The organism is Streptomyces sp. ICC4, assembly GCF_003287915.1.
Taxonomy (GTDB): Bacteria; Actinomycetota; Actinomycetes; order Streptomycetales; family Streptomycetaceae; genus Streptomyces; species Streptomyces tritrimontium.
This window is the reverse complement of the sequence record NZ_CP030286.1, coordinates 2,809,020-2,828,098: the sequence shown is the minus strand read 5'-3', so window position 1 is coordinate 2,828,098 and position 19,079 is coordinate 2,809,020. Positions and strand designations below refer to the sequence as shown.

14 protein-coding genes and 2 pseudogenes are annotated in these 19,079 nt (G+C 71.7%); 6 read left to right on the top strand and 10 right to left on the bottom strand.

Going from position 1 to position 19,079, the window contains the following annotated elements; genetic code table 11:
- Positions 1-120: 120 nt before the first annotated feature.
- Positions 121-1,098, bottom strand: coding sequence for a ScbA/BarX family gamma-butyrolactone biosynthesis protein (locus DRB89_RS13160; RefSeq protein ID WP_112448523.1), 978 nt, complete (start codon positions 1,096-1,098; stop codon positions 121-123).
- Between the two features lie 206 nt (positions 1,099-1,304).
- Here DRB89_RS13160 and DRB89_RS13155 point away from each other — a divergent pair, with 206 nt between their 5' ends.
- Positions 1,305-2,030, top strand: coding sequence for a ScbR family autoregulator-binding transcription factor (locus DRB89_RS13155; protein WP_112448522.1), 726 nt, complete (start codon positions 1,305-1,307; stop codon positions 2,028-2,030).
- Here the strand turns inward: DRB89_RS13155 and DRB89_RS13150 are convergent.
- From DRB89_RS13150 to DRB89_RS13135, 4 genes are read right to left on the bottom strand one after another with little or no spacing between them, the layout of a single operon-like run.
- Positions 2,004-2,933 carry a 4'-phosphopantetheinyl transferase superfamily protein gene (locus DRB89_RS13150; RefSeq protein WP_112448521.1) on the bottom strand — a complete coding sequence of 310 codons (930 nt, stop codon included), beginning with the start codon at positions 2,931-2,933 and terminating at the stop codon, positions 2,004-2,006. The genes DRB89_RS13155 and DRB89_RS13150 overlap by 27 nt on opposite strands.
- A gap of 13 nt (positions 2,934-2,946) precedes the next feature.
- Positions 2,947-3,459, bottom strand: coding sequence for an acyl carrier protein (locus DRB89_RS13145; RefSeq protein ID WP_112463280.1), 513 nt, complete (start codon positions 3,457-3,459; stop codon positions 2,947-2,949).
- The gene (locus DRB89_RS13140; protein ID WP_112463279.1) at positions 3,449-5,368 is read right to left on the bottom strand and encodes an anthranilate synthase family protein; all 1,920 of its coding nucleotides are present in this window, start codon (positions 5,366-5,368) and stop codon (positions 3,449-3,451) included. Before DRB89_RS13140 ends, DRB89_RS13145 begins: the two co-directional genes overlap by 11 nt.
- A gap of 38 nt (positions 5,369-5,406) precedes the next feature.
- The gene (locus DRB89_RS13135) at positions 5,407-6,099 is read right to left on the bottom strand and encodes an isochorismatase family protein (protein WP_112448518.1); all 693 of its coding nucleotides are present in this window, start codon (positions 6,097-6,099) and stop codon (positions 5,407-5,409) included.
- A 68-nt stretch (positions 6,100-6,167) separates the two neighbouring features.
- Between DRB89_RS13135 and DRB89_RS13130 the strand changes: the two are divergent.
- A pseudogene (locus tag DRB89_RS13130) lies at positions 6,168-6,791 on the top strand (LysR substrate-binding domain-containing protein); the annotation flags it as partial.
- Positions 6,792-7,067: 276 nt separating this feature from the next.
- On the opposite strand, the gene pepN reads toward DRB89_RS13130, so the two are convergent.
- Entirely contained in the window at positions 7,068-9,668 is a 2,601-nt protein-coding gene (gene pepN / locus DRB89_RS13125; RefSeq protein ID WP_112453387.1) for an aminopeptidase N, read from the bottom strand.
- Between the two features lie 138 nt (positions 9,669-9,806).
- On the opposite strand from pepN, the gene DRB89_RS13120 reads away from it, so the two are divergent.
- Complete coding sequence (locus tag DRB89_RS13120) at positions 9,807-10,304, top strand: DUF1203 domain-containing protein (RefSeq protein WP_112453386.1); 498 nt, start codon at positions 9,807-9,809, stop codon at positions 10,302-10,304.
- A 73-nt stretch (positions 10,305-10,377) separates the two neighbouring features.
- On the opposite strand, the gene DRB89_RS13115 is transcribed toward DRB89_RS13120, so the two are convergent.
- On the bottom strand, positions 10,378-11,406 hold the full coding sequence (locus DRB89_RS13115) for an aspartate-semialdehyde dehydrogenase (RefSeq protein WP_112448604.1): 1,029 nt from the start codon (positions 11,404-11,406) through the stop codon (positions 10,378-10,380).
- A gap of 376 nt (positions 11,407-11,782) precedes the next feature.
- On the opposite strand from DRB89_RS13115, the pseudogene DRB89_RS13110 reads away from it, so the two are divergent.
- Positions 11,783-12,244: pseudogene (locus DRB89_RS13110) on the top strand (M28 family peptidase); the annotation flags it as partial.
- Positions 12,245-12,356: 112 nt separating this feature from the next.
- On the opposite strand, the gene DRB89_RS13105 reads toward DRB89_RS13110, so the two are convergent.
- Positions 12,357-15,689 carry a S8 family serine peptidase gene (locus DRB89_RS13105; RefSeq protein WP_112453385.1) on the bottom strand — a complete coding sequence of 1,111 codons (3,333 nt, stop codon included), beginning with the start codon at positions 15,687-15,689 and terminating at the stop codon, positions 12,357-12,359.
- Between the two features lie 273 nt (positions 15,690-15,962).
- Positions 15,963-16,523, bottom strand: coding sequence for a CGNR zinc finger domain-containing protein (locus DRB89_RS13100; protein WP_112448603.1), 561 nt, complete (start codon positions 16,521-16,523; stop codon positions 15,963-15,965).
- A gap of 114 nt (positions 16,524-16,637) precedes the next feature.
- On the opposite strand from DRB89_RS13100, the gene DRB89_RS13095 reads away from it, so the two are divergent.
- On the top strand, positions 16,638-17,096 hold the full coding sequence (locus tag DRB89_RS13095; protein WP_112448602.1) for a VOC family protein: 459 nt from the start codon (positions 16,638-16,640) through the stop codon (positions 17,094-17,096).
- Positions 17,096-18,022: a pyridoxamine 5'-phosphate oxidase family protein gene (locus DRB89_RS13090; protein ID WP_112448601.1), complete on the top strand. Its 927-nt coding sequence runs from the start codon at positions 17,096-17,098 to the stop codon at positions 18,020-18,022. Before DRB89_RS13095 ends, DRB89_RS13090 begins: the two co-directional genes overlap by 1 nt.
- On the opposite strand, the gene DRB89_RS13085 is transcribed toward DRB89_RS13090, so the two are convergent.
- Positions 17,998-18,957: a hypothetical protein gene (locus tag DRB89_RS13085; protein WP_112448600.1), complete on the bottom strand. Its 960-nt coding sequence runs from the start codon at positions 18,955-18,957 to the stop codon at positions 17,998-18,000. The two genes, DRB89_RS13090 and DRB89_RS13085, sit on opposite strands and share 25 nt — an antisense overlap.
- Between the last annotated feature and the right edge of the window lie 122 nt (positions 18,958-19,079).

The window sequence follows — 19,079 nt, the reverse complement described above, 5'->3', positions numbered from 1 at the left end:
CCTCACGGCTCGGCTCACGGCTCGGCTCACGGCTCGGCTCACGGCTCGGCGGCCCGCCCCATCTCCGGGGCGGGCCGCCGTTTTCGTATCAGGCCGGCGGGATGCGACCCGCACGACCCCTCACCGCGGGAACGGGATGACCTCGCCACCGGTACCCACCGGGTCGGCGGGACCGGGGCCCGGCTTCCGGGCGAGCAGCACCGTCGCGGAGAAGCACACGCCACCGTTCTGCCACATCGTGACCACCGCACGCCGGTGGCCGTCCGAGTCGGTCGGCCGCGCCTCGATCCAGCACGGAGCGTCGAGTTCGACGTAGCGGAAGAAGGAGGACTCCAAGGCCGTCACGGACAGCGGGCGCTCGGAGGGAAGCGTCAACGCGGCCTGGCGGGACGCCTCCAGGAGGAGCAGGCCCGGCACGTGATCGAGCGGGTGGTCGAAGAAGAGGGGATCCTTGGTGTCCACCCGCAACCTCCACCGACCGAGCCCCACCACAGGGCTGAGGACGACGTCGCGGAGCCGGGCGCGCCCCAGGGCGGACGGCTCGATGGGGGCGGTGGGTGCGGCCGGCAGGGCGGTGACGGCATCGGGGGCGCCGCGCCCCGCCCGCAGCCGCTGGTAGACGGCCGGCGCCTGCACGGTCAGGCGGGTGGTGCACTCGGCGAGCAACTGCCCGCCCTGCACCACGGATATGAGCAGGGTCAGCGCGGACGCCCGCCCGCCGCGACGGGTCGACTCCAGGCAGGTGACGCGGAGTTCGAGCCCTCCGCTGCGGTCCTTCGGGACCAGGGCCGCGGGAGTCAGTTCGTATCTGAGGGTGTCCCAGAGCAGGTGGTGCCCCAGGGGGACGTCATACGCGCTGTGGCACAGCAGGGGTAAGCACTGGCGCACCGTCTCGGTGAGCAGGAGCGGGTCGAGCGCGGTCTGCCCGGTGGCGTAGTAGCCGTGCACCGCGGGCCAGTGGGCGGAGACGACGAACCCGTCGCTCCCGTCGGACCGCAGACCGGTCAGGAGCACTGAGCCGGGGCGGGCCTTGTGGACGAGCTCCCCCGCAACGAACATGAGGGGCGGAGCGAGGGCGGCTGTGGCGGTGCATGGCATGCGATTTCTCCCCCGGTGAAGACCTACGGGCACGAAGCGCACATGAACGTGCCGCGTCCCCACGCCGAAGTGGTCACATCGAACGAGGGCGGGCACAGAACACGCGGCGGGCGCACACGCCTGGACGGCGAAGCCCGTGAGAGATAAAATAAGGATGATTCTTTTTTTTGTCTAGTCTTTACTGGCTTGCCGAACGGAGCTCAGGCATGGAACGTCCGATGCAGGATCGCGCGCTGCGCACACGCGAGCTGCTCCTACGAGCGGCGGCAGAGGAGTTCGACGCGTCCGGGTACGCCGGCACGGGGCTCAACAAGATCGCGAAGCGCGCCGGGCTGACCGTGGGAGCGCTGTACTTCCACTTCGAGTCGAAGGAAGGCATTGCCAAGGCGGTCATGCAGTCGCAGCCCCAGAGCATCGAGCCGAGTCTCGACACTCAGGGGCTGCAGCGCATCGTGGACATCACACGGGTGTGGTCGCACCAGCTCCTGCAGGACCCGCTGCTGCGCGCCGGCGTGCGTCTCTCCGTGGAACAGGGCAGCTTCGGCGTCCACGACATCACGCCCTATCTGCAGTGGCGGGACATCATGGCGCAGTGTCTCTGTGACGCGCGGGACCGCGGGGAGCTGCTGCCCGGAATCGACCCGATGTGGGTGGCCGAGTTCGTCGTCAGCGCGTGTACCGGCGTGCAGTTGTACGCGCAGCTGGTGAACGGGCGCAAGGACCTGCCGGAGCGCACGGTGGAGATGTGGCGGCTGCTGCTCCCGGGGATCGCCACGCCCGGGACCCTGCCCCGTATCGATCTCTCCCTGCGGCGCGGCGACGAGTCCCACCCGGCGACGCCGTCCACCGTGACGCCGTCCACCGTGACACCCGACACCGCGCCGCCCGACACCGCCGGCGCGGAGTCAGAGGCCGGCGACCGGAACCGGTAGCGCCAGCAGCTCCGGTGCCTCCCGGCTCCAGGGAAAACCGCGGTGCAGCTGGAGAACGGACGACACGCCCGTGCCGGCGAGGAGTGCCACGGCCGCGAGCACTCCGGGCTCCGGCTCCAGCTCCAGGAACCGCCAGGGCAGCGCCCCTTCGGACTCGGGCGGCCTGAATCCCAGGACCCCGCGCTCCTCGTCCAGGGTGAAGGAGAAGCTGTCGAAGGGGAGTCCGAGGCCCAGCCCGCGCGCCTTGGAGTACGCCTCCTTCAGAGTCCACAGCCGCAGGGTCCGGCAGTCCCGGGTGCGGCCGGGCGCGGCCTGTGCCACCCAATCCCGCTCGTCCCGTGCGAAGGTCTCGATGATCGCGTCGAGCCCCTGCTCACCGCGGTCGACCCGCTCCACGTCCACCCCGATCCGGTGACTGCGCACCACGCCGAGCAGGTTGTGGCCCCCGGCATGGGACAGGTTGAAGTCCAACTCCGCACCGCCGCGCGGTAGTCCTGCGGTGGGTGGCCGCAGGAACGGCCGCCCGCGCTCAGAGCGCCAGATCACGGCTTCCGCCTCGGGCAGGCCGCTTTCCAGCGCGAGTACCCGCCGTACGAGCGCATGGGCCACCAGATACTGGCGCCGGTCCCGTTCGAACAGGAACCGGTCTGCGATCTCCTGCTCCTGTGCGTCCAGCCAGTGCCCGGCCAGGGTGACGGCGAGCCCGGGATCGAGCTCGTCGTTGGAGCAGAACCAGAGCTTGATGGGCTCGGTCCGCTCCGGCGCCGTGTCTGCCCCGCCGGACACCGCGACCGCGACCGGGCCGCGACCGGGTGTCCTTCGCCGCTCGGCGAGGAGCCACACGGCCTGCTCGCGCTCCAGGAGTCCGGCCTTGAACCGGGTGATTATCTCTCGTTCGTCCATCGTTGCCGCCCGTTCACGCCTGGTGAGGCAGCCGCGTGAGCGCCTCGTCCACGGAAAGCCGGTCCGCGCGCACCGCGTCGAGGAGCGCCCCCAGTTCTTCGGCGGCCCCCAGTTCTTCGGCGGCCGCCTGGTCGTCGGCGAGCGGTCGGCCGTCGGCGGGCCGGTGGCCGTCGCCGAGCCGTTGGCCGTCGGCCGCGGCCTGGTCGGCGGGGGCCGGCTCGGCGGACGCCACCCCCTGCTCCCTGATCCCCGCTTCGCGTGCCACGGGACCCGCGAAGGCCAGCGGAGTCGGTTGACCGAACAGCGAGGTGGCCTTGAGGGCGGTTCCGTAACGCGTGTTGACCACCGAGACGAACTGCACGGTCGCCACGGATCCGACGCCCAGCGAAACGAACGTCTGCCCGGGATCGATCAGTTCGGGCTTCACCCTGAGCACGTCGGCGAGCAGGTGCGTGACCTCGGCCACCACCGCGGCCGGCGCTTCGTCGGGAGTCGCGGTGGCGAGGGTCTGGTCTTCAACTGACATGGGTGGGCTCCAAAGCGTCCGTGCGGTGTGCGGCGGCCAGGCCCTCGAGGAGCGCGGCGATGACACCGGGGCCGTTCTGGGTCAGCACGGACTCGGCGTGGAACTGCATGGAGGCGAAGCCGTCGGCCAGCAGGCCGTGGACCTCACCGGTCTCGGGATCGCGGCTGACCCGTACCCGCCCGTACGCGTGATGGTCGAACCCGTCCTCCTCGGTGTGGGCGGCGAAGGTGTTGTAGAAGCCCACCCGCGCGCGCCCGCCGAACCAGTCGATCTCGTGCTGGACGCCCTGGTTGGGCACCGGCCTGCGGTGCAGCGGCAGGCCCAGGACGGTGCTGAGCACCTGATGGCTCAGGCACACGGCCAGGAAGGGCCGGCGCTCCGCGAGCAGCCCGGTGACGGCAGCCCGCAGATGGGCGATCTTGGGGTGGTCCACCTCGCGCGGATCGCCCGGTCCGGGGCCCAGGATCACCAGGTCGTGCCCGGCCACTTCGTACGGCTCGTCGAAGCGCCGTACCGTCACCTCGCACCCGAGGGAGCGCACCTGGTGGGCGATCATCTCGGTGAAGGTGTCCTCCGCGTCCACCACCAGGACCCTCTGCCCCGCCAGGGGCTGTTCCTGCCCGGTCTGGCTGCCCGGGTCGCGCAGCCAGAAGTCGGCGATCCGCTCGTTGCGCCCGTCGAGCGCCCTGCGGACCGCGGGGTGGGCGCCGAAGCGGGTGGGCTCGGGTTCGCCCAGTGCCGCGAGCAGCCCCGCGGCCTTGGCCCAGGTCTCGCGCACCTCGGACACGGGGTCCGAGAGGCGCACCAGGGTCGCGCCCGTCCCGATGCTCATCCGCCCCGAGGCGTCGATGTCGGCGGTGCGGATGAGGATCGAGGAATCGAGGGTGCGGCCACCCGCGGCATCGTGGCCGATGAGAGCGGCGATCCCGCTGTAGTAGCCGCGGCCGACGGGCTCGTAACGGTGGATCACCTTGGCCGCGCTCTCCAGCGGGGAGCCGGTGACGGTCGGGGCGAACAGCGTCTCGCGGAGGATGTCGCGGACGTCGCGATCGGTCGTGCCCTCGATGAAGTACTCCGTGTGCGCCAGGCGTGCCATCTCCTTGAGGTACGGGCCGGACAGCCGCGCGCCCGACGGGCAGACACGGCCCATCATCTTCAGCTCCTCGTCGACGACCATGTAGAGCTCATCGGTCTCCTTCTGGTCCTCGAGGAACTCCAGGACGCCGTCCAGGGAGGGGCCGGCCGCGGGATAGCGGTAGGTGCCGCTGATGGGGTTCATGACGGCCACGCCGCCGTGCACGCTGATGTGCCGCTCCGGTGTGGCGCCGACGAACGTGCGTCCGCCCGTGTGCACGAGGAACGTCCAGTACGCACCGGACTCGCGCTCCAGCAGCCGCCGGAAGACGGCCAGGGCCACCTGCCGGGAGAAGTCGGGCAGCTGCGCGACGTAGGAGCGCTTGATGACGAAGTTGGCCCCCTCCCCGGTACCGATCTCGTCCTTGATCACACGGCGCACGATGTCCGCGTACTCCTCGTCCGGGACGTCGAACCGTCCGTCGACGCACTTGACCGGCCCGTCCGGGAGCCGGGACAGGGTCGCGCCGAGCGGCACCGCGGCCTGCTCGCGTACGGCCATGGAGAGCAGCGACTCGCCGTCGGCGCGGGCCCGGAAGCCCCGCTCGGTGATCTGCCCGTACGGGACCATGACCAGCAGGTCGTGTCCCGCACCGGGCGCCGGGTCCTCGGCGAGCGGCAGGTCCTTGAGGGCGGCGACCTCGGTCACCTCGCCGAGGAGGATCTCCAGGGTGTCGGCCCCGGCCTGCTCCGGCCGGTGCAGCAGCGCGAAGTCGTCCGCGCGGCCGTCGAGGATCCGTGCCAGGAGGTCAGGTGTCTCACGTGCTGATGCCATGTTGTTCCTCGTCGGGTCAGGTGCTGTGGAGGGCGTGTTCACCGGGCTGCTCCGGATTCGCCGGGTTCCCCGGGTCCGGCGGGTCCGGCGGGTCCGCCGAGTTCGCCGAGGGCGGTCTTGGTCGTGAGCACCCGGCCGGCGCGCCGTGCGACGTAGTTCAAGGCGAGCCGGTGGTCGTCGGCGGAGAAGTCGGCCACGGCGTCGGCGACCAGGAAGGGCTGGATGTCGTTGGTGTACGCGTCCACGGCGGTCATCAGGACCCCGATGTGCGCGTAGACGCCGCAGACGATCAGCTGGTCGCGCTGGTGGAGGCGCATCCGCTCCAGGAGGTCGGACTGGTGGAAGGCGCTGTACCGCCACTTGGTGAACACCCAGTCCTGCGGGCGCGATTCGAGCCCGGGGACGATCCTGCGGTCCTCCGGTGTCGGGGTCATCCCCGGCCCCCAGAAGTCGCGGAGCAGACCGCGCTGCTCCACGGTCATGCCGCCGGGCTGGGCGGTGTAGGCCACGGGGACGCCCAGCTCGGCGCAGCGGTCCCGCAGGAGGGTGGCGTTGGACACGAGGGAGCCGCCGGGTTCGCCGGTGCGGGGGAACGGCCTGAGGAAGAACTCCTGCATGTCGTGCAGCAGCAGCACGACCCGGGCCGGGTCGGGCACCCAGCCCACCGTGTTGTCGGGGAGGTCCCCTTCCGCCGGCATGGGGTACGGCTCTACGGGGGGTATGTGAGGCACGGGTGATGGCGTCCTTCCGTGGTGAGTCGGTGACGGGATGCTCGGGATGTGGGGCGGGCCCTTATACGGGGGAGGTGCGGATCGGGGCCTTCTCCACCGCCGTGCCGGTGCTGGTGGTCCCCGCGGTGGCCGCCCTGCGGCTCTCGCACCCCGCGGTGGAGGTCCGCGTACGGGAGACCGAGGCGGCCGAGTCCTACGAGCTGCTGTCCGCCGGGGTCGTCGACCTGGCGCTGTCCCTCGCGGCCCACGCACCGACGGCCCGGGACGCCCGCTTCACCCGGACGACCCTGCTGGAGGACCCCCTCGACGTGGCCCTGCCCCCGGACCACCCGCTGGCGGGCGCGGCGGAGCTGCGGCTCGTGGACCTGTCGGGAGACCCGTGGATCTACGGCGGCTCCGGGCCCTGGTCGGAGATCACCCGCACCGCCTGCGAGGCGGCCGGGTTCGTACCCGAACAGGCGCACTCGGCGTCCGGGTGGACCGCGATCCTGGCCATGGTGGAGGCGGGCATGGGCGTGGCCCTGGTCCCCCGGATGGTGGCGAGCCGCGCCTCGGGCGTAGCCGTCCGCGTCCTGTCCCGCGACCGGCCCACCCGACACGTCATCGCGGCCCTGCGGAGCGGCTCGGAAGCCGCCCCGGCACTGGCCCACGTCCTGTCGGCCCTGCGCGCCATCGCCGACGGCCGGCCGTAGCCGTAGCCGTAGCCGTAGCCGCGGGGGCGGGCGGCGGCGGGGCCGCTGCGCGGGGCCGTCCCCTACCCGCCCTTCCACCGTTCCCCGGGCCCCGCCCGGACCCGGTCCTCACACGTCGGACGGGCTGAAGATGCCCTCCGGGCAATCCAGCACCGCGGGGCACGATCAGCCTCGCCGGCGTGTGAGGCGCGGGGGTCCGGGGGCCGGCTCCCGGCAGCGGCGCCGCACCCGCGGGACGACCGCGCTCCCACGGGTGCGGGCAGAGCCCGGGGGCCCTCAGACCCGAGCGGCAGCGGCAGCCGCGTCGGCCGCCTGGGCGGTCAGCGCGCGCTCGACGCCCGCGCGGGACTCCGAGACCAGGCGGCGCAGGGCCGCGTTCGGCTCGGCCGAGGCCAGCCAGGCGTCCGTCGCCGCGAGGGTCTCCGGGGAGACCTGGAGGGACGGGTAGAGCCCCACCGCGATCTGCTGGGCGATCTCGTGGCTGCGGGTCTCCCAGACCTCCTTGACCGCCGAGAAGTACTTCTCCGTGTACGGGGCGAGGAGCTCGCGCTGGTCGGTCTGGACGAAGCCGCCGATCACCGCCTCCTGCACCGCGTTCGGGAGCGAGTCGCCCTCGACGACCGAGGCCCACGCCTCGGCCTTGGCCTCCGCCGTCGGACGCGCCGCCCGGGCGGTCGCCGCGTGGCGCTCGCCCGCCGCCGTCTTGTCCCGCTCCAGCTCGGCCGCGACGGCCGGCTCGTCGGCGGTGCCCGTGGCGACCAGGCGCTCGAGGAACGCCCACCGCAGCTCGGTGTCGACGGCCAGGCCCTTGACCTCCGCCGAGCCGTCCAGCAGCGCCGACAGGTAGGTCAGCTGCTCCTCGGTGCGGGCCGTCGCCGCGAAGGCGCGGGCCCAGGCCAGCTGGTGGTCGCTGCCCGGAGCGGCCGCGCGCAGGTGCTCCAGCGTGGCCTCCGTCCAGACGGCCAGCCCCTGCTCCCGCCACGCCGGGTCGGCGTACAGGTCGACCGCCAGCTTCACCTGGCGGTGCAGCGACTGGACGACGCCGATGTCCGACTCCTTGCCGATGCCCGACAGGACGAGGGCGAGGTAGTCGCGGGTGGCCAGCTCGCCGTCGCGGGTCATGTCCCAGGCCGAGGCCCAGCACAGCGCGCGCGGCAGCGACTCGGTGAAGTCGCCCAGGTGCGCGGTGACGTTCTCCAGCGACACCTCGTCCAGGCGGACCTTGGCGTACGACAGATCGTCGTCGTTGAGCAGCACGACGGCCGGGCGGGTGCGGCCCACGAGCTCCGGTACGGCCGTCAGGCCGCCGTCGATGTCCAGCTCGATCCGGTCGGTGCGCACCAGCTTGCCGTCGGCCAGGTCGTACAGGCCGACCGCGATGCGGTGCGGACGCAGCACCGGCTCGCCCTTGGCGCCGGCCGGCAGCGCCGGGGCCTCCTGGCGGACGGCGAAGGCGGTGATGACACCGTTCGCGTCCGTCTCGATCTCCGGGCGCAGGATGTTGATGCCGGCCGTCTCCAGCCACGCCTTCGACCAGGTGGTCAGGTCGCGGCCGGAGGTCTCCTCCAGCGCGCCCAGCAGGTCGGACAGGCGGGTGTTCCCGTACGCGTGCGCCTTGAAGTACGCCTGCACGCCCTTGAAGAAGGCGTCCATGCCGACGTAGGCGACGAGCTGCTTGAGCACCGAGGCGCCCTTGGCGTACGTGATGCCGTCGAAGTTGACGAGGACGTCGTCCAGGTCACGGATGTCGGCCATGATCGGGTGCGTGGACGGCAGCTGGTCCTGCCGGTACGCCCAGGTCTTCATGGAGTTGGCGAAGGTCGTCCACGCGTGCGGCCACTTCGAGCCCTCGGCGTAGGCCTGGCAGGCGATCGAGGTGTACGTGGCGAACGACTCGTTCAGCCACAGGTCGTTCCACCACTCCATGGTGACCAGGTCGCCGAACCACATGTGCGCGAGCTCGTGCAGGATCGTCTCGGCGCGCACCTCGTACGCCGCGTCCGTCACCTTCGAGCGGAAGACGTACTGGTCGCGGATGGTGACCGCGCCCGCGTTCTCCATCGCGCCCGCGTTGAACTCCGGCACGAAGAGCTGGTCGTACTTCGCGAACGGGTAGTCGTAGGCGAACTTCTCCTGGAACCAGTCGAAGCCCTGCCGGGTCACGTCGAAGATCGCGTCGGCGTCGAGGAACTCGGCGAGCGAGGGCCGGCAGTAGATGCCGAGCGGGACGGACTGTCCGTCCTTGCCCTCGTAGGAGCTGTGCACCGCGTGGTACGGGCCGACGATCAGGGCCGTGATGTACGAGGAGATGCGCGGGGTGGGCTCGAAGCGCCAGACGTTGTCGGCGGAGGCCGCCGCCCCCTGCGGAATGTCGCGTGGGGAGTTCGAGATGACCGTCCAGCCCGCGGGGGCCGTCACGGTGAACTGGAACGCGGCCTTCAGGTCGGGCTGCTCGAAGCTGGCGAAGACCCGCCGCGCGTCCGGAACCTCGAACTGGGTGTACAGGTAGGCCTGCTCGTCGACCGGGTCGACGAAGCGGTGCAGGCCCTCACCGGTGTTGGTGTAGGCGCAGTCGGCGACGACGCGGAGCTCGTTGGCCCCGGCGGCGAGGTGGGCGAGCGCGATCCGGGAGTCCCGGAAGACCGCGGCCACGTCCAGGGCCTTGCCGTTGAGGACGACCTCGTGCACGGCCGGCGCGACCAGGTCGATGAAGGTCTCGGCGCCTGCCTCGGCGGACTGGAAGCGCACGGTGGTCACGGAGGGGTACGTGCCGCCCTCCTGCGCTCCGCTGAGATCGAGCTCGATCTCGTACGAGTCGACACTGAGCAGCTTTGCGCGCTGCTGAGCCTCTTCACGGGTCAGATTCGTGCCAGGCACGCGTTCATCTCCTTCGATGGTGACGGTGCCCGCCATCCTTCCACGCGGGCCGGGTCACCGCGTCGGAGTAATCCACGGGCGAACGCGATGTCCGATTTCCGCCAGCTTCGGCGGGTGCGGTCGCGCACCGTGGACTCCATGACCGCTCACACCGCGCTCCCCATCGCCCCGCCCGCCCTCGCCTCCCTGCGCGTCCTCGACGATGCGGGGCGGCCCTGTCTGCCGTACGAGGACACCGAGGGCGGCGCCCCCCTCCGCTGCTGCCTGCGCCGCAGTGCCCCCGGCGAACGGATCGCCCTCGTCTCCTACGCCCCGCTGCGCCGCTGGGCCGAGGAGACGGGCGCCGACCCCGGCGCCTACGACGAGCAGGGCCCGGTCTTCGTGCACGCGGCCGACTGCGGCGGACCCGCCGCGGCGGCCGGGCACCCCTTCGCCCACCCCGGGGCCCTGCGCACGGCCCGCCGCTACGACGCGGCGGGCCGCATCCTCGGCGGCCGGGTCCTGGCCCTCGGCGAGGACCCGGACGCGGTGATCGGGCAGGCGCTCGCGGACGCCTTCGCGGACCCGCGGACCGCTCTCGTGCACGTCCGCGCGGCCGAGTTCGGCTGCTACCTCTTCGAGGTCCGCCGGGGCTGAAGCCCCCTTCCGGACCGCCGAAGGGGCGGCGCCGTGCCGGCGCCGCCCCTTCGTGTCGTGCGTGCGCGCGGGATCAGCCGCGCAGCTCCTGCGCGACGAGCTCCGCGATCTGGACCGCGTTCAGCGCGGCGCCCTTGCGGAGGTTGTCGTTGGAGAGGAACAGCGCGAGGCCGTTCTCGGCGGTCTCGTCGACGCGGATGCGGCCCACGTACGAGGCGTCCTGGCCGGCGGCCTGCAGCGGGGTCGGGATGTCCGAGAGCTCGACGCCCGGGGCGTCCTTCAGCAGCTCGTAGGCGCGCTCGACGCTCAGCGGACGGGTGAAGCGGAGGTTGACCTGGAGGGAGTGGCCGGAGAAGACCGGCACGCGCACGCAGGTGCCCGAGACCTTGAGCTCCGGGATCTCCAGGATCTTGCGGGACTCGTTGCGGAGCTTCTGCTCCTCGTCGGTCTCGAAGGAGCCGTCGTCGACCAGGTTGCCCGCGAGCGGGACCACGTTGTAGGCGATCGGCCGCTGGTAGACCTTCGGCTCCGGGAACTCCACCGCGCCGCCGTCGAAGGTCAGCTGGTCAGCGGCCTCGGCGACCGCGCAGGCCTGGGCCTTGAGCTCGGCGACGCCCGCCAGGCCCGAGCCGGACACGGCCTGGTAGGTCGTGGCGATCAGCGAGACCAGGCCGGCCTCGTCGTGCAGCGGGCGCAGCACCGGCATCGCGGCCATCGTGGTGCAGTTCGGGTTCGCGATGATGCCCTTGGGGCGGTTCGCGATCGCGTGCGGGTTGACCTCGGAGACGACGAGGGGGACCTCGGGGTCGCGGCGCCAGGCGGAGGAGTTGTCGATGACCACGGCGCCCTGCGAGGCGACCTTCTCGGCGAGGGCCTTGGAGGTGGCGCCGCCCGCGGAGAAGAGCACGATGTCCAGGCCGGAGTAGTCGGCCGTGGAGGCGTCCTCGATGGTGATCTCCCGGCCCTCCCACTCGAGGGTCGAGCCGGCCGAACGGGCCGAGGCGAACAGCCGCAGCTCGTCCACCGGGAACTTGCGCTCGGCGAGGATGCCGCGCATGACTCCGCCGACCTGTCCGGTGGCTCCGACGATTCCGACCCTCACGGTGACTCCTCTTGGTACGTACGACGCGGGCGCGCGTGAAGCCATCATGCGTTCGACCCCACGAGCCTTGTCCAATCCATTGTCCGAGGAGCGGACGCTGTTCTCCGTGTGAACCCCCGTGACAACTCCGTGGCGGCCGTGTTGCATCCCCTCCGAGCACCCCTTTTGCCAGGTCGCGGCCGGTTACGGTCCGGTCTGTCGCGTCCGTAATGCGGACGTGCGTTCCGCACATCGAACTCGGGGAGAACCACCGTGCGCGCCATCCACCGCCGCCGCCGGTCCATACCGGCCCTCGCCGCCCTCGCGGCCGCCGCCGTCGCCGCACCCGTCCTGCTCACCGCCACGCCGGCGTCCGCCCATCCGCGCGAGGGCCGGGGGCGGCCGCGCCGACCGCGTGGTGGCCCTCGGCTCCCACCTGGACTCGGTCCCCGAGGGCCCGGGCATCAACGACAACGGCTCGGGCTCGGCCGGCCTGCTGGAGGTGGCCCTCAAGCTCGCGGACGAGGGCGCGAACAAGAAGGGCAAGGGGCCCGCCAACAAGGTCCGCTTCGCCTGGTGGTCGGCGGAGGAGCTCGGCCTGCTGAGCTCCGAGCACTACGTGGCACAACTGTCCGACAAGACGGGCGAGGGGGCCGGCCCGGCCGGCTCGGCGCAGATCGAGGCGCTGATCAACGGCCTCCTCGACCGGAAGGGCAAGCCCCACGAGGGCAGTGACTTCGACGGCCGCTCCGACTACGGCCCGTTCATCGCGAACGGCATCCCGGCCGGCGGCACCTTCACCGGCGCCGAGGGCATCAAGACCGCCGAGCAGGCCAAGCGGTACGGCGGCACGGCCGGAGCCCCGTACGCCGAGTCCCTGGGCTCGCTGGGCAAGTAGGCCCGTACCCGAGGGGGAAAAGCCCGAGGGGGCGGTGCTCTGTCGAGCACCGCCCCCTCGGTGTCCTACCGGGTTACGGGAGGACCTTCTCGATCTGCACGCTGCCGGTGCCGGCGGCGGTGCCGCGGGCGTTGAGCAGCTTGACCTCGCCGAAGAACTGACGGCCCTCCGGGGCCGCGCTGTTGACCAGCACGTTCGCGGAGACGGACGCCGAGGCGCCGTTGGCGAGGTTGACCTTCGCGGCCTCGTCGACCTGGACGGTGCCCAGGGCGGCCGAGTAGTAGACGTCGCGGTAGTCGTAGGTGGTGGAGCCGGACGGGATCGCGTAGCCGAACACCTCGATGGTGTACGTGCCCGCGGCCGGGTTGATGAGGCTCACGGCCTCCTCGGAGTCGCCGTCGGCGGAGGTGCCGACCTTGACGCCGTCCTTGTAGATGTCCAGGTCGAGGTCGGCGGCCGCGTCGGAGACGTGGCCGATCGCGATGTCGAGGCGGGAGACGCCCTCGCCGATCGTGACCTCGGTGGTCTGGGTCTCACCGGCGGCGATGGTCGGCTTGGCGACCTTCGCGGAGCCGAGCGGGCCGCCCTGGAGCTTGCCGCCCGAGATGGCCGCGCCGTCGTTCTTCACGGACCACTGGACCGGGGCCGGGGTGCCCTGCTTGACCTCGGGCAGGACCTTGACCGCGGGGTCGAAGACCGCGCCGAGCACGGAGACGTCCAGCTTGAACGGGTTGTCGAGCAGCGGCGACGTACGGCGCGACTCGACCTCGATCTCCCAGACGCCCGGCTGCGGGTTCGGGTACGACCGCAGGTCGGGGCGGCACAGGTTCGCCGGGTTGTCGTAGTTCGGGTAGCACTGGGTCGTCGCGCTGTCCTCGACGCCCACGCCGTACGGGTGGATCGAGATGAAGCGGGTCTGGCTGCCCGGCTTCAGACCGCCGAGGGCGACCTCGAGGGTCTTGGCGCCCGCCGGGACGGTCACGAAGTACGACTTGTGGCTGTTGCGCTGCACGGACGAGGTGTCCGAGTAGGCGAACGACGGCGTCGCCAGCGGCGTCGAGACGACGACGGTGGAGAGGATCTGCTTGTCGATGCCCTCGGTGAACGGGTCGTCGAGCTGCAGGATGCCGCTGTGGACGCCGGCCGACTTGGCCTTCGCCTCGACCTTGATGGTGACCGGCTTGTTCAGCGGCAGGGTGACGTAGTCGTAGTCGCTGAGGACCTTGAACGTGCCGTCGTTGTTGCGCCAGCTGAGCTTGTGCGGGGTGCCGTACTTGACGCCGGTGGTGCGCGTCACGACGACGTTGTAGACCTTCTTCTGGCCGACCTTCAGGCCGCCCTCACGGTCGTAGACGCCGGTGCCGAAGCCCGGGGTCTTCAGGAACTGGTCGATCGCGGTGTCGACCGGCGCCGAGACGGTGAACTCGTTGGCCTTCGCGCCGCTCTTGATGGACTCCCACGCGCCGGGGATGTTGATCAGACCGGCGCCCTGGGCGTGTGCCGGGACGTCGTCGATCTTCTTCGCGCTGCTGGTGAGCGCGATGCGCAGGCTCGCCGGGGTGAGGGCGATCTTCTGCTGCTTGGCGGCCGAGATCAGCAGGGCGCTGGCGCCCGCCGCCTGCGGCGAGGACATCGAGGTGCCCTGGAGCATGCCGTAACCGGCCGGCAGGTTGTAGCCGGCCTCCTTCACCGGTGCACCGGGCAGCCAGGTCTGGATGGTGTTGATCGACGCGCCGGGGGCGGTGATCGTCGGCGTGAAGCCGCCGTCCTCGCGCGGACCGCGGGAGGAGAAGGGGAACATGTTGTACTTCTTGGCCACGCCGGAGCCGTAGTTGGCCGCCCAGGTCTCCTTGGAGACCGCCGCGCCCACGGAGATGACCTTGTCCGCGAGACCGGGGTCGCCGATGGTGTTGACACCGGGGCCCTCGTTGCCCGCCGAGATGACGAGCTGGACACCGTAGGTGTCGATGAGGTTCTTGTAGAGCTCGGAGCGCGCGTTGTTGCCGTCGTTCAGCGCCGGCAGGCCGCCGATCGACATGTTGACGATGTCCACGCCGCGGTTGACGACGAGGTCGATCATGCCCTCGGTCAGCGCGATGTTGGTGCAGCCGCCGGACCAGGAGCAGGCGCGCGAGGAGACGACCTTGGCGCCGGGCGCCTCGCCGTTCATCGCGCCGCCGAACAGGCCGTTGGCGGCGGTGATGCCCGCGACGTGCGTGCCGTGCTCGGACTCGATGATGCCGACGTTGACGAAGTCGGCCTTCTTGCCGATCCAGTCACCGCCCAGCGGGTCCATCGGGACGTCCTTGCGGATCTCGATCACGAACGGGATGCGCTCGGCGACCTCGGTCGCCGGGTTGTCCGTGCCGAAGTAGCCGATCTGGTAGCCGTCCTTGTACGGCTTCATCGGCTCGTTGTTCGTGAAGTCGTTGTCCTGGTCGGTGTCGACGCGGACGGTCCCGGCGACCGGGTCGTAGAGCAGGCCGAACCGGTCGGTGGTGTCCCCGTCCCGGTTGACGTCGCCCTTCATGTCACCGTTGGCGGTGATCGACTCGGTGAAGCGGCTCCACTGGAACGAGCCCTCCGGAGCCTTCCAGCTGCCGCCGCCCGCGGTGAAGGTGCCACCGGTGACCGGGGTGATCTGGGCGCGCCAGGTGGCGTCGCCGTCGGCCAGCGGGTCGGTCGCGGTGACCCAGTCGACGATCTTGCGCTCGCCGGTGGTGGTCTTCTGGAGCGCGGGGTGGCCGAGGTCGACGCCCGAGTCCAGGACACCGATGGTCACGCCGCGGCCGTCGGCCTTCGGGTTCTTCTTGAGGAAGTCCAGCGCACCGGTCTCGAAGGACGGGTTGTACGGGTTCTTCGCCGGGGTGTTCTTGTCCGGCCCCGGGTACGTCTCGCCCGCGGTCTTCTTGGCCGTGCCGGTCTCGCGGTCCGCGTCCGGACGGGGGTCCGGCAGCTGGATCTCGTGGCGCAGGTCGATGCCGTGCACGGAGGACAGCTTGGCGGCCGCCTTCAGCGCGCCCTCGGCCTGGTCGGTCGGCAGGGTGGCGCGGACGTAGCCGAGCTTGTCGTACGTCTGGCCCACCGAGGCGCCCTGGACGGCGTCGAGCTGCTTGGCCACCTGCTGCGTCTCGCCGGGGGCGGTCGCCACCATGACGGTGACGGTCTTCTCGCCCTTGGACTTGGCTTCCTGCAGCAGCTCGACGTCGGCCGAACCGAGCTTCTGGTCAGCCGATTTGACCGCGGGGTTGGCCGTGGGGGTGTCGGTGCCGGTCGCCGCGAAGACGGGCATGGCGCCGGTGGCCACGAGGGCGGCCACCAGGCCGGCCGCGGCCGCGACGCGCACGGCGCGCCGGGTCGCGGGTATGCCGCTTTGCGGGGAACGAGCGGGGGAGTCGAGGGTCATCAGCATCCCTGGCTAAGTGAAAGATACGGTCCGGATTTCGGTGCCGGATGACCGGTCAGCCTCGCGCAAGTGACAGCTCTTTGGGGAGAGTTGTCACTGACCGAGACCTGAGGTGGCGGACTCCCGCCAGGGTGCCGGATACGCCAGAAGGTCCGTACCGGGGTGTTCCGGTACGAACCTTCGGGGTCAAAGATCTATTTGTAGACTTCCTGACCGGTCGGCGCCGCCGGGGTGTGCGCCGGTCTCAGATCGGGTGTGACAACTTCGGGGCGTTCAGCGCTCGCGCGTGCGCGCGTAATGGCGAGAGGCTTTCGCCCGGTTTCCGCAGGCCGACATCGAGCACCAGCGCCGGGTGCCGTTGCGCGAGACGTCGTGGAAGTGCAGGACGCACGTCTCGGAGGCGCACTTGCGGATCCGGCCGGGATCGGATCCCAGTAGCTCCAGGTAGTCGCGGGCGGCCGTCCAGGCCGGCCCCCAGGAGGGGTCGTCGAACTCGGCCCGCTCGCCGGGGCCTTCGGCGGTCAGGGTGGCGCGGATCCGCCCGTGGTCCAGGACGGCGTCGACCAGGGCGCGGGCGCTCCCGTCGGCCGGATCGGCGACGGCGCGGGCCAGGGACTCCCGGGCGGTGAGCAGGTGGACCAGGGTCGCGGCGTCCGCGCGGAAGCGGCCGGCCAGTCCGGTGCTCTCCAGCCAGACCGCGAGCCCCTCGACGCGGGTGAGTCCGAAGGCCCCGGCGAAGAGGTCGACGGGTTCGCCCTCCGCCATCCAGCGCGTGTTCAGCAGGTCCAGGGCCACCGGTTCGCCGGTCAGGGGTCGTGGGTCCGCCGTCGTCATGTACGCCTCCTCGCGCCGCTAACCCCTCAAGGGTACGTGAGCGGTTGACGGGCCCATGTCTAACCTTTAATCTCTCAGTAGAAGGTTAGATGTTTCCGAGGGAAGGAACCCGACATGACAGCCGTCACCAGCAAGCTGCGCACCGGCCACGTGGGGCTGAACGTCACCGACCTCGCCCGCTCGCTTGCCTTCTACCAGGGCTCCCTGGGCTTCGAGCTGCTCGGCGAGGGCAAGGAGGAGGAGCGGCGGTACGCCTTCCTCGGCCAGGACGGCGAGCTGGTCCTCACGCTGTGGCAGCAGGCGGAGGGCCGGTACGCGCCCGCCGCGGCCGGACTGCACCACCTCGCGCTCTCCGTCGACGGCATCGAGGAGGTCCGGGCGTACGAGGAGCGGCTGCGGAGCTCGGGCGTCGACTTCAAGTACGACGGGGTCGTCCCCCACGGGGAGGGCGCGGCCTCGGGCGGGATCTTCTTCCACGACCCGGACGGAACCCGCCTGGAGATCTCCGCGCCGGTCGGCGCCGAAGGCTCCGACGCCCCCACCACAGGGGCCCCGACCTGCGGGTTCTTCTAATGTCCGGGTACCACTGGGGTTCGCTGGCCGTGCAGGACCGGGTCGGCGTCCGCGAGCACGCCGTCCACGTGGGCCGCTCGGTCACCCCGTACATCAAGGACGTGGCCGCGGCCTTCCTGGAGCAGCAGCCGCACCTGGTCGTCGGCGCCGCCGACGCGGGCGGCCGGCTGTGGGCCTCGATGCCGACCGGCGCCCCCGGTTTCGTACGGGCCACCGGGCCGGACCGGATCGAGGTCGCCGGCGGGGTGCCCGAGGGGGATCCGCTCGCCGAGGCGCTGGCCACCGAGGGCACCCGGATCGGAACCATCTCCCTCGATCCGCGCACCCGGCGCCGGATGCGCCTCAACGGAACCGTGGCGTCGGCCCGGGGCGGGTTCGCGGTGGCGGCCGAGCAGGTCTTCGCCAACTGCCCCAAGTACCTCCAGAAGCGGCAGCCTGTCCGGCTCGCCGCCGAAGGAGCCGGTGTCGTGCGGCGCGGGGGCGCGCTCACCCCCGACCAGGAACGGGCCGTCCGCGCCGCCGACACCTTCTTCGTCGCCACCACCGCCGAGGAGGACGGGGCCGACGCGAGCCATCGGGGCGGAATGCCGGGCTTCGTGGAGGTGCTGTCCCCGACCGAGCTGGTCTGGCCCGACTACACGGGCAACACGATGTTCCTGACGCTGGGGAACCTGCTGGCCGACCCGCGGGCCGGGCTGCTGTTCCCGGACTGGGAGAGCGGGGCGCTGCTGCAGCTCAGCGGGCGGGCCGAGCCCGAGTTCGGGCCCCACGGGGAGCGGCGGGTCCGCTTCCGCGTCGACGCGGTGGTGGAGAGCTCGCACCCGGGGCGGCTTCTGTGGAGCGCCCCGGAGTACTCGCCGGCCAATCCGGCGCTGCCCGGGCCCCCTGTGCCGTGGCGGCCTCACCTGGGCAGTACGACCAGGTAGGCGGCGGGCTCGCGGTCCCCGGAGGCCGTGAGTGCGGTCCGCACGACCGCCGCCTGCTGCTCGGGCCAGTCGCGGAGCTTGCGCGGGGTGATGTGCAGGACGGTCACCCCGCACCGCTCCAGGGTCTCCCGCTTGCGGACCGACTCCGACCACTCCTCGTCCTCGCCCTGGCGCGGGGCGCGGGTGTCGATCTCCAGGGCGACCGCGTGCTCGGGCCAGTACGCGTCGACCCCGCCCAGGTGCGGGCCGCCGGGCAGCCGCAGGTCCACGTTCCAGACCGGCTCGGGGAGCTCGAAGCCCCGTACGAGCTGGTACAGCCGGTCCTCGGCGATGGCCCGGCCCTCCGCGAGCAGCGACTCGACGGCGTCCACGACGTGCGGCCGGTTCAGCAGCCGGGCCACCGTCAGCTCGCGCACCACGGCGGCCGGTTCGCAGTGCCCGCCGCGCACGGCCTCGCTGAGCAGGCGGCGGACCGTGCCGGCGTCGGAGAGCTGGGCTACGGCGTCGGCGACGGCGCGGGCCACCGGAGCGACCGGGAGCCCGGTGACCTCCATCGGGCGGGGCGGGGTGTGGGCCCGGACGATGCGGACCTGCCCGGTGGAGCGCAGCCGGCGGGTGTTCGGCACGAGGACGTCGATGTGCGGGAGGCCGAGCAGGGCGGGGGCGGAGGAGAACCGGTACAGCGCGAGGGCCGCCAGCCCGGTGATCATGGCTTCGTCGCCGCGCCGCCCCGCGTAGAGCAGCGCCGCGTGCAGCCGCTCCTCGCTGGTCGCGGGGCCGGAGTGGAGCAGGAACACCCCGGGCAGGATCTGCTGCCAGGCCCGCTCGGCGGCGTCGGAGGCCGAGACGCCGTGCTCGCGGAGCTGGGCCAGCGACAGCACGCGGGGGCGGTTGTCGGCGAGGTGGGCGAGGGGGAGGGGCGCGTTGTGGTTCATGACGCGGTGATTCCCTCAGGCCATGGCCTTGCTAACCCCTGTTACACGCTCGTCGACAAATCGGGACAAGCCGGGGCTAAAGTACGGGCGTTCGAATGCCGATACCGCCGTTCGCCTCCGGG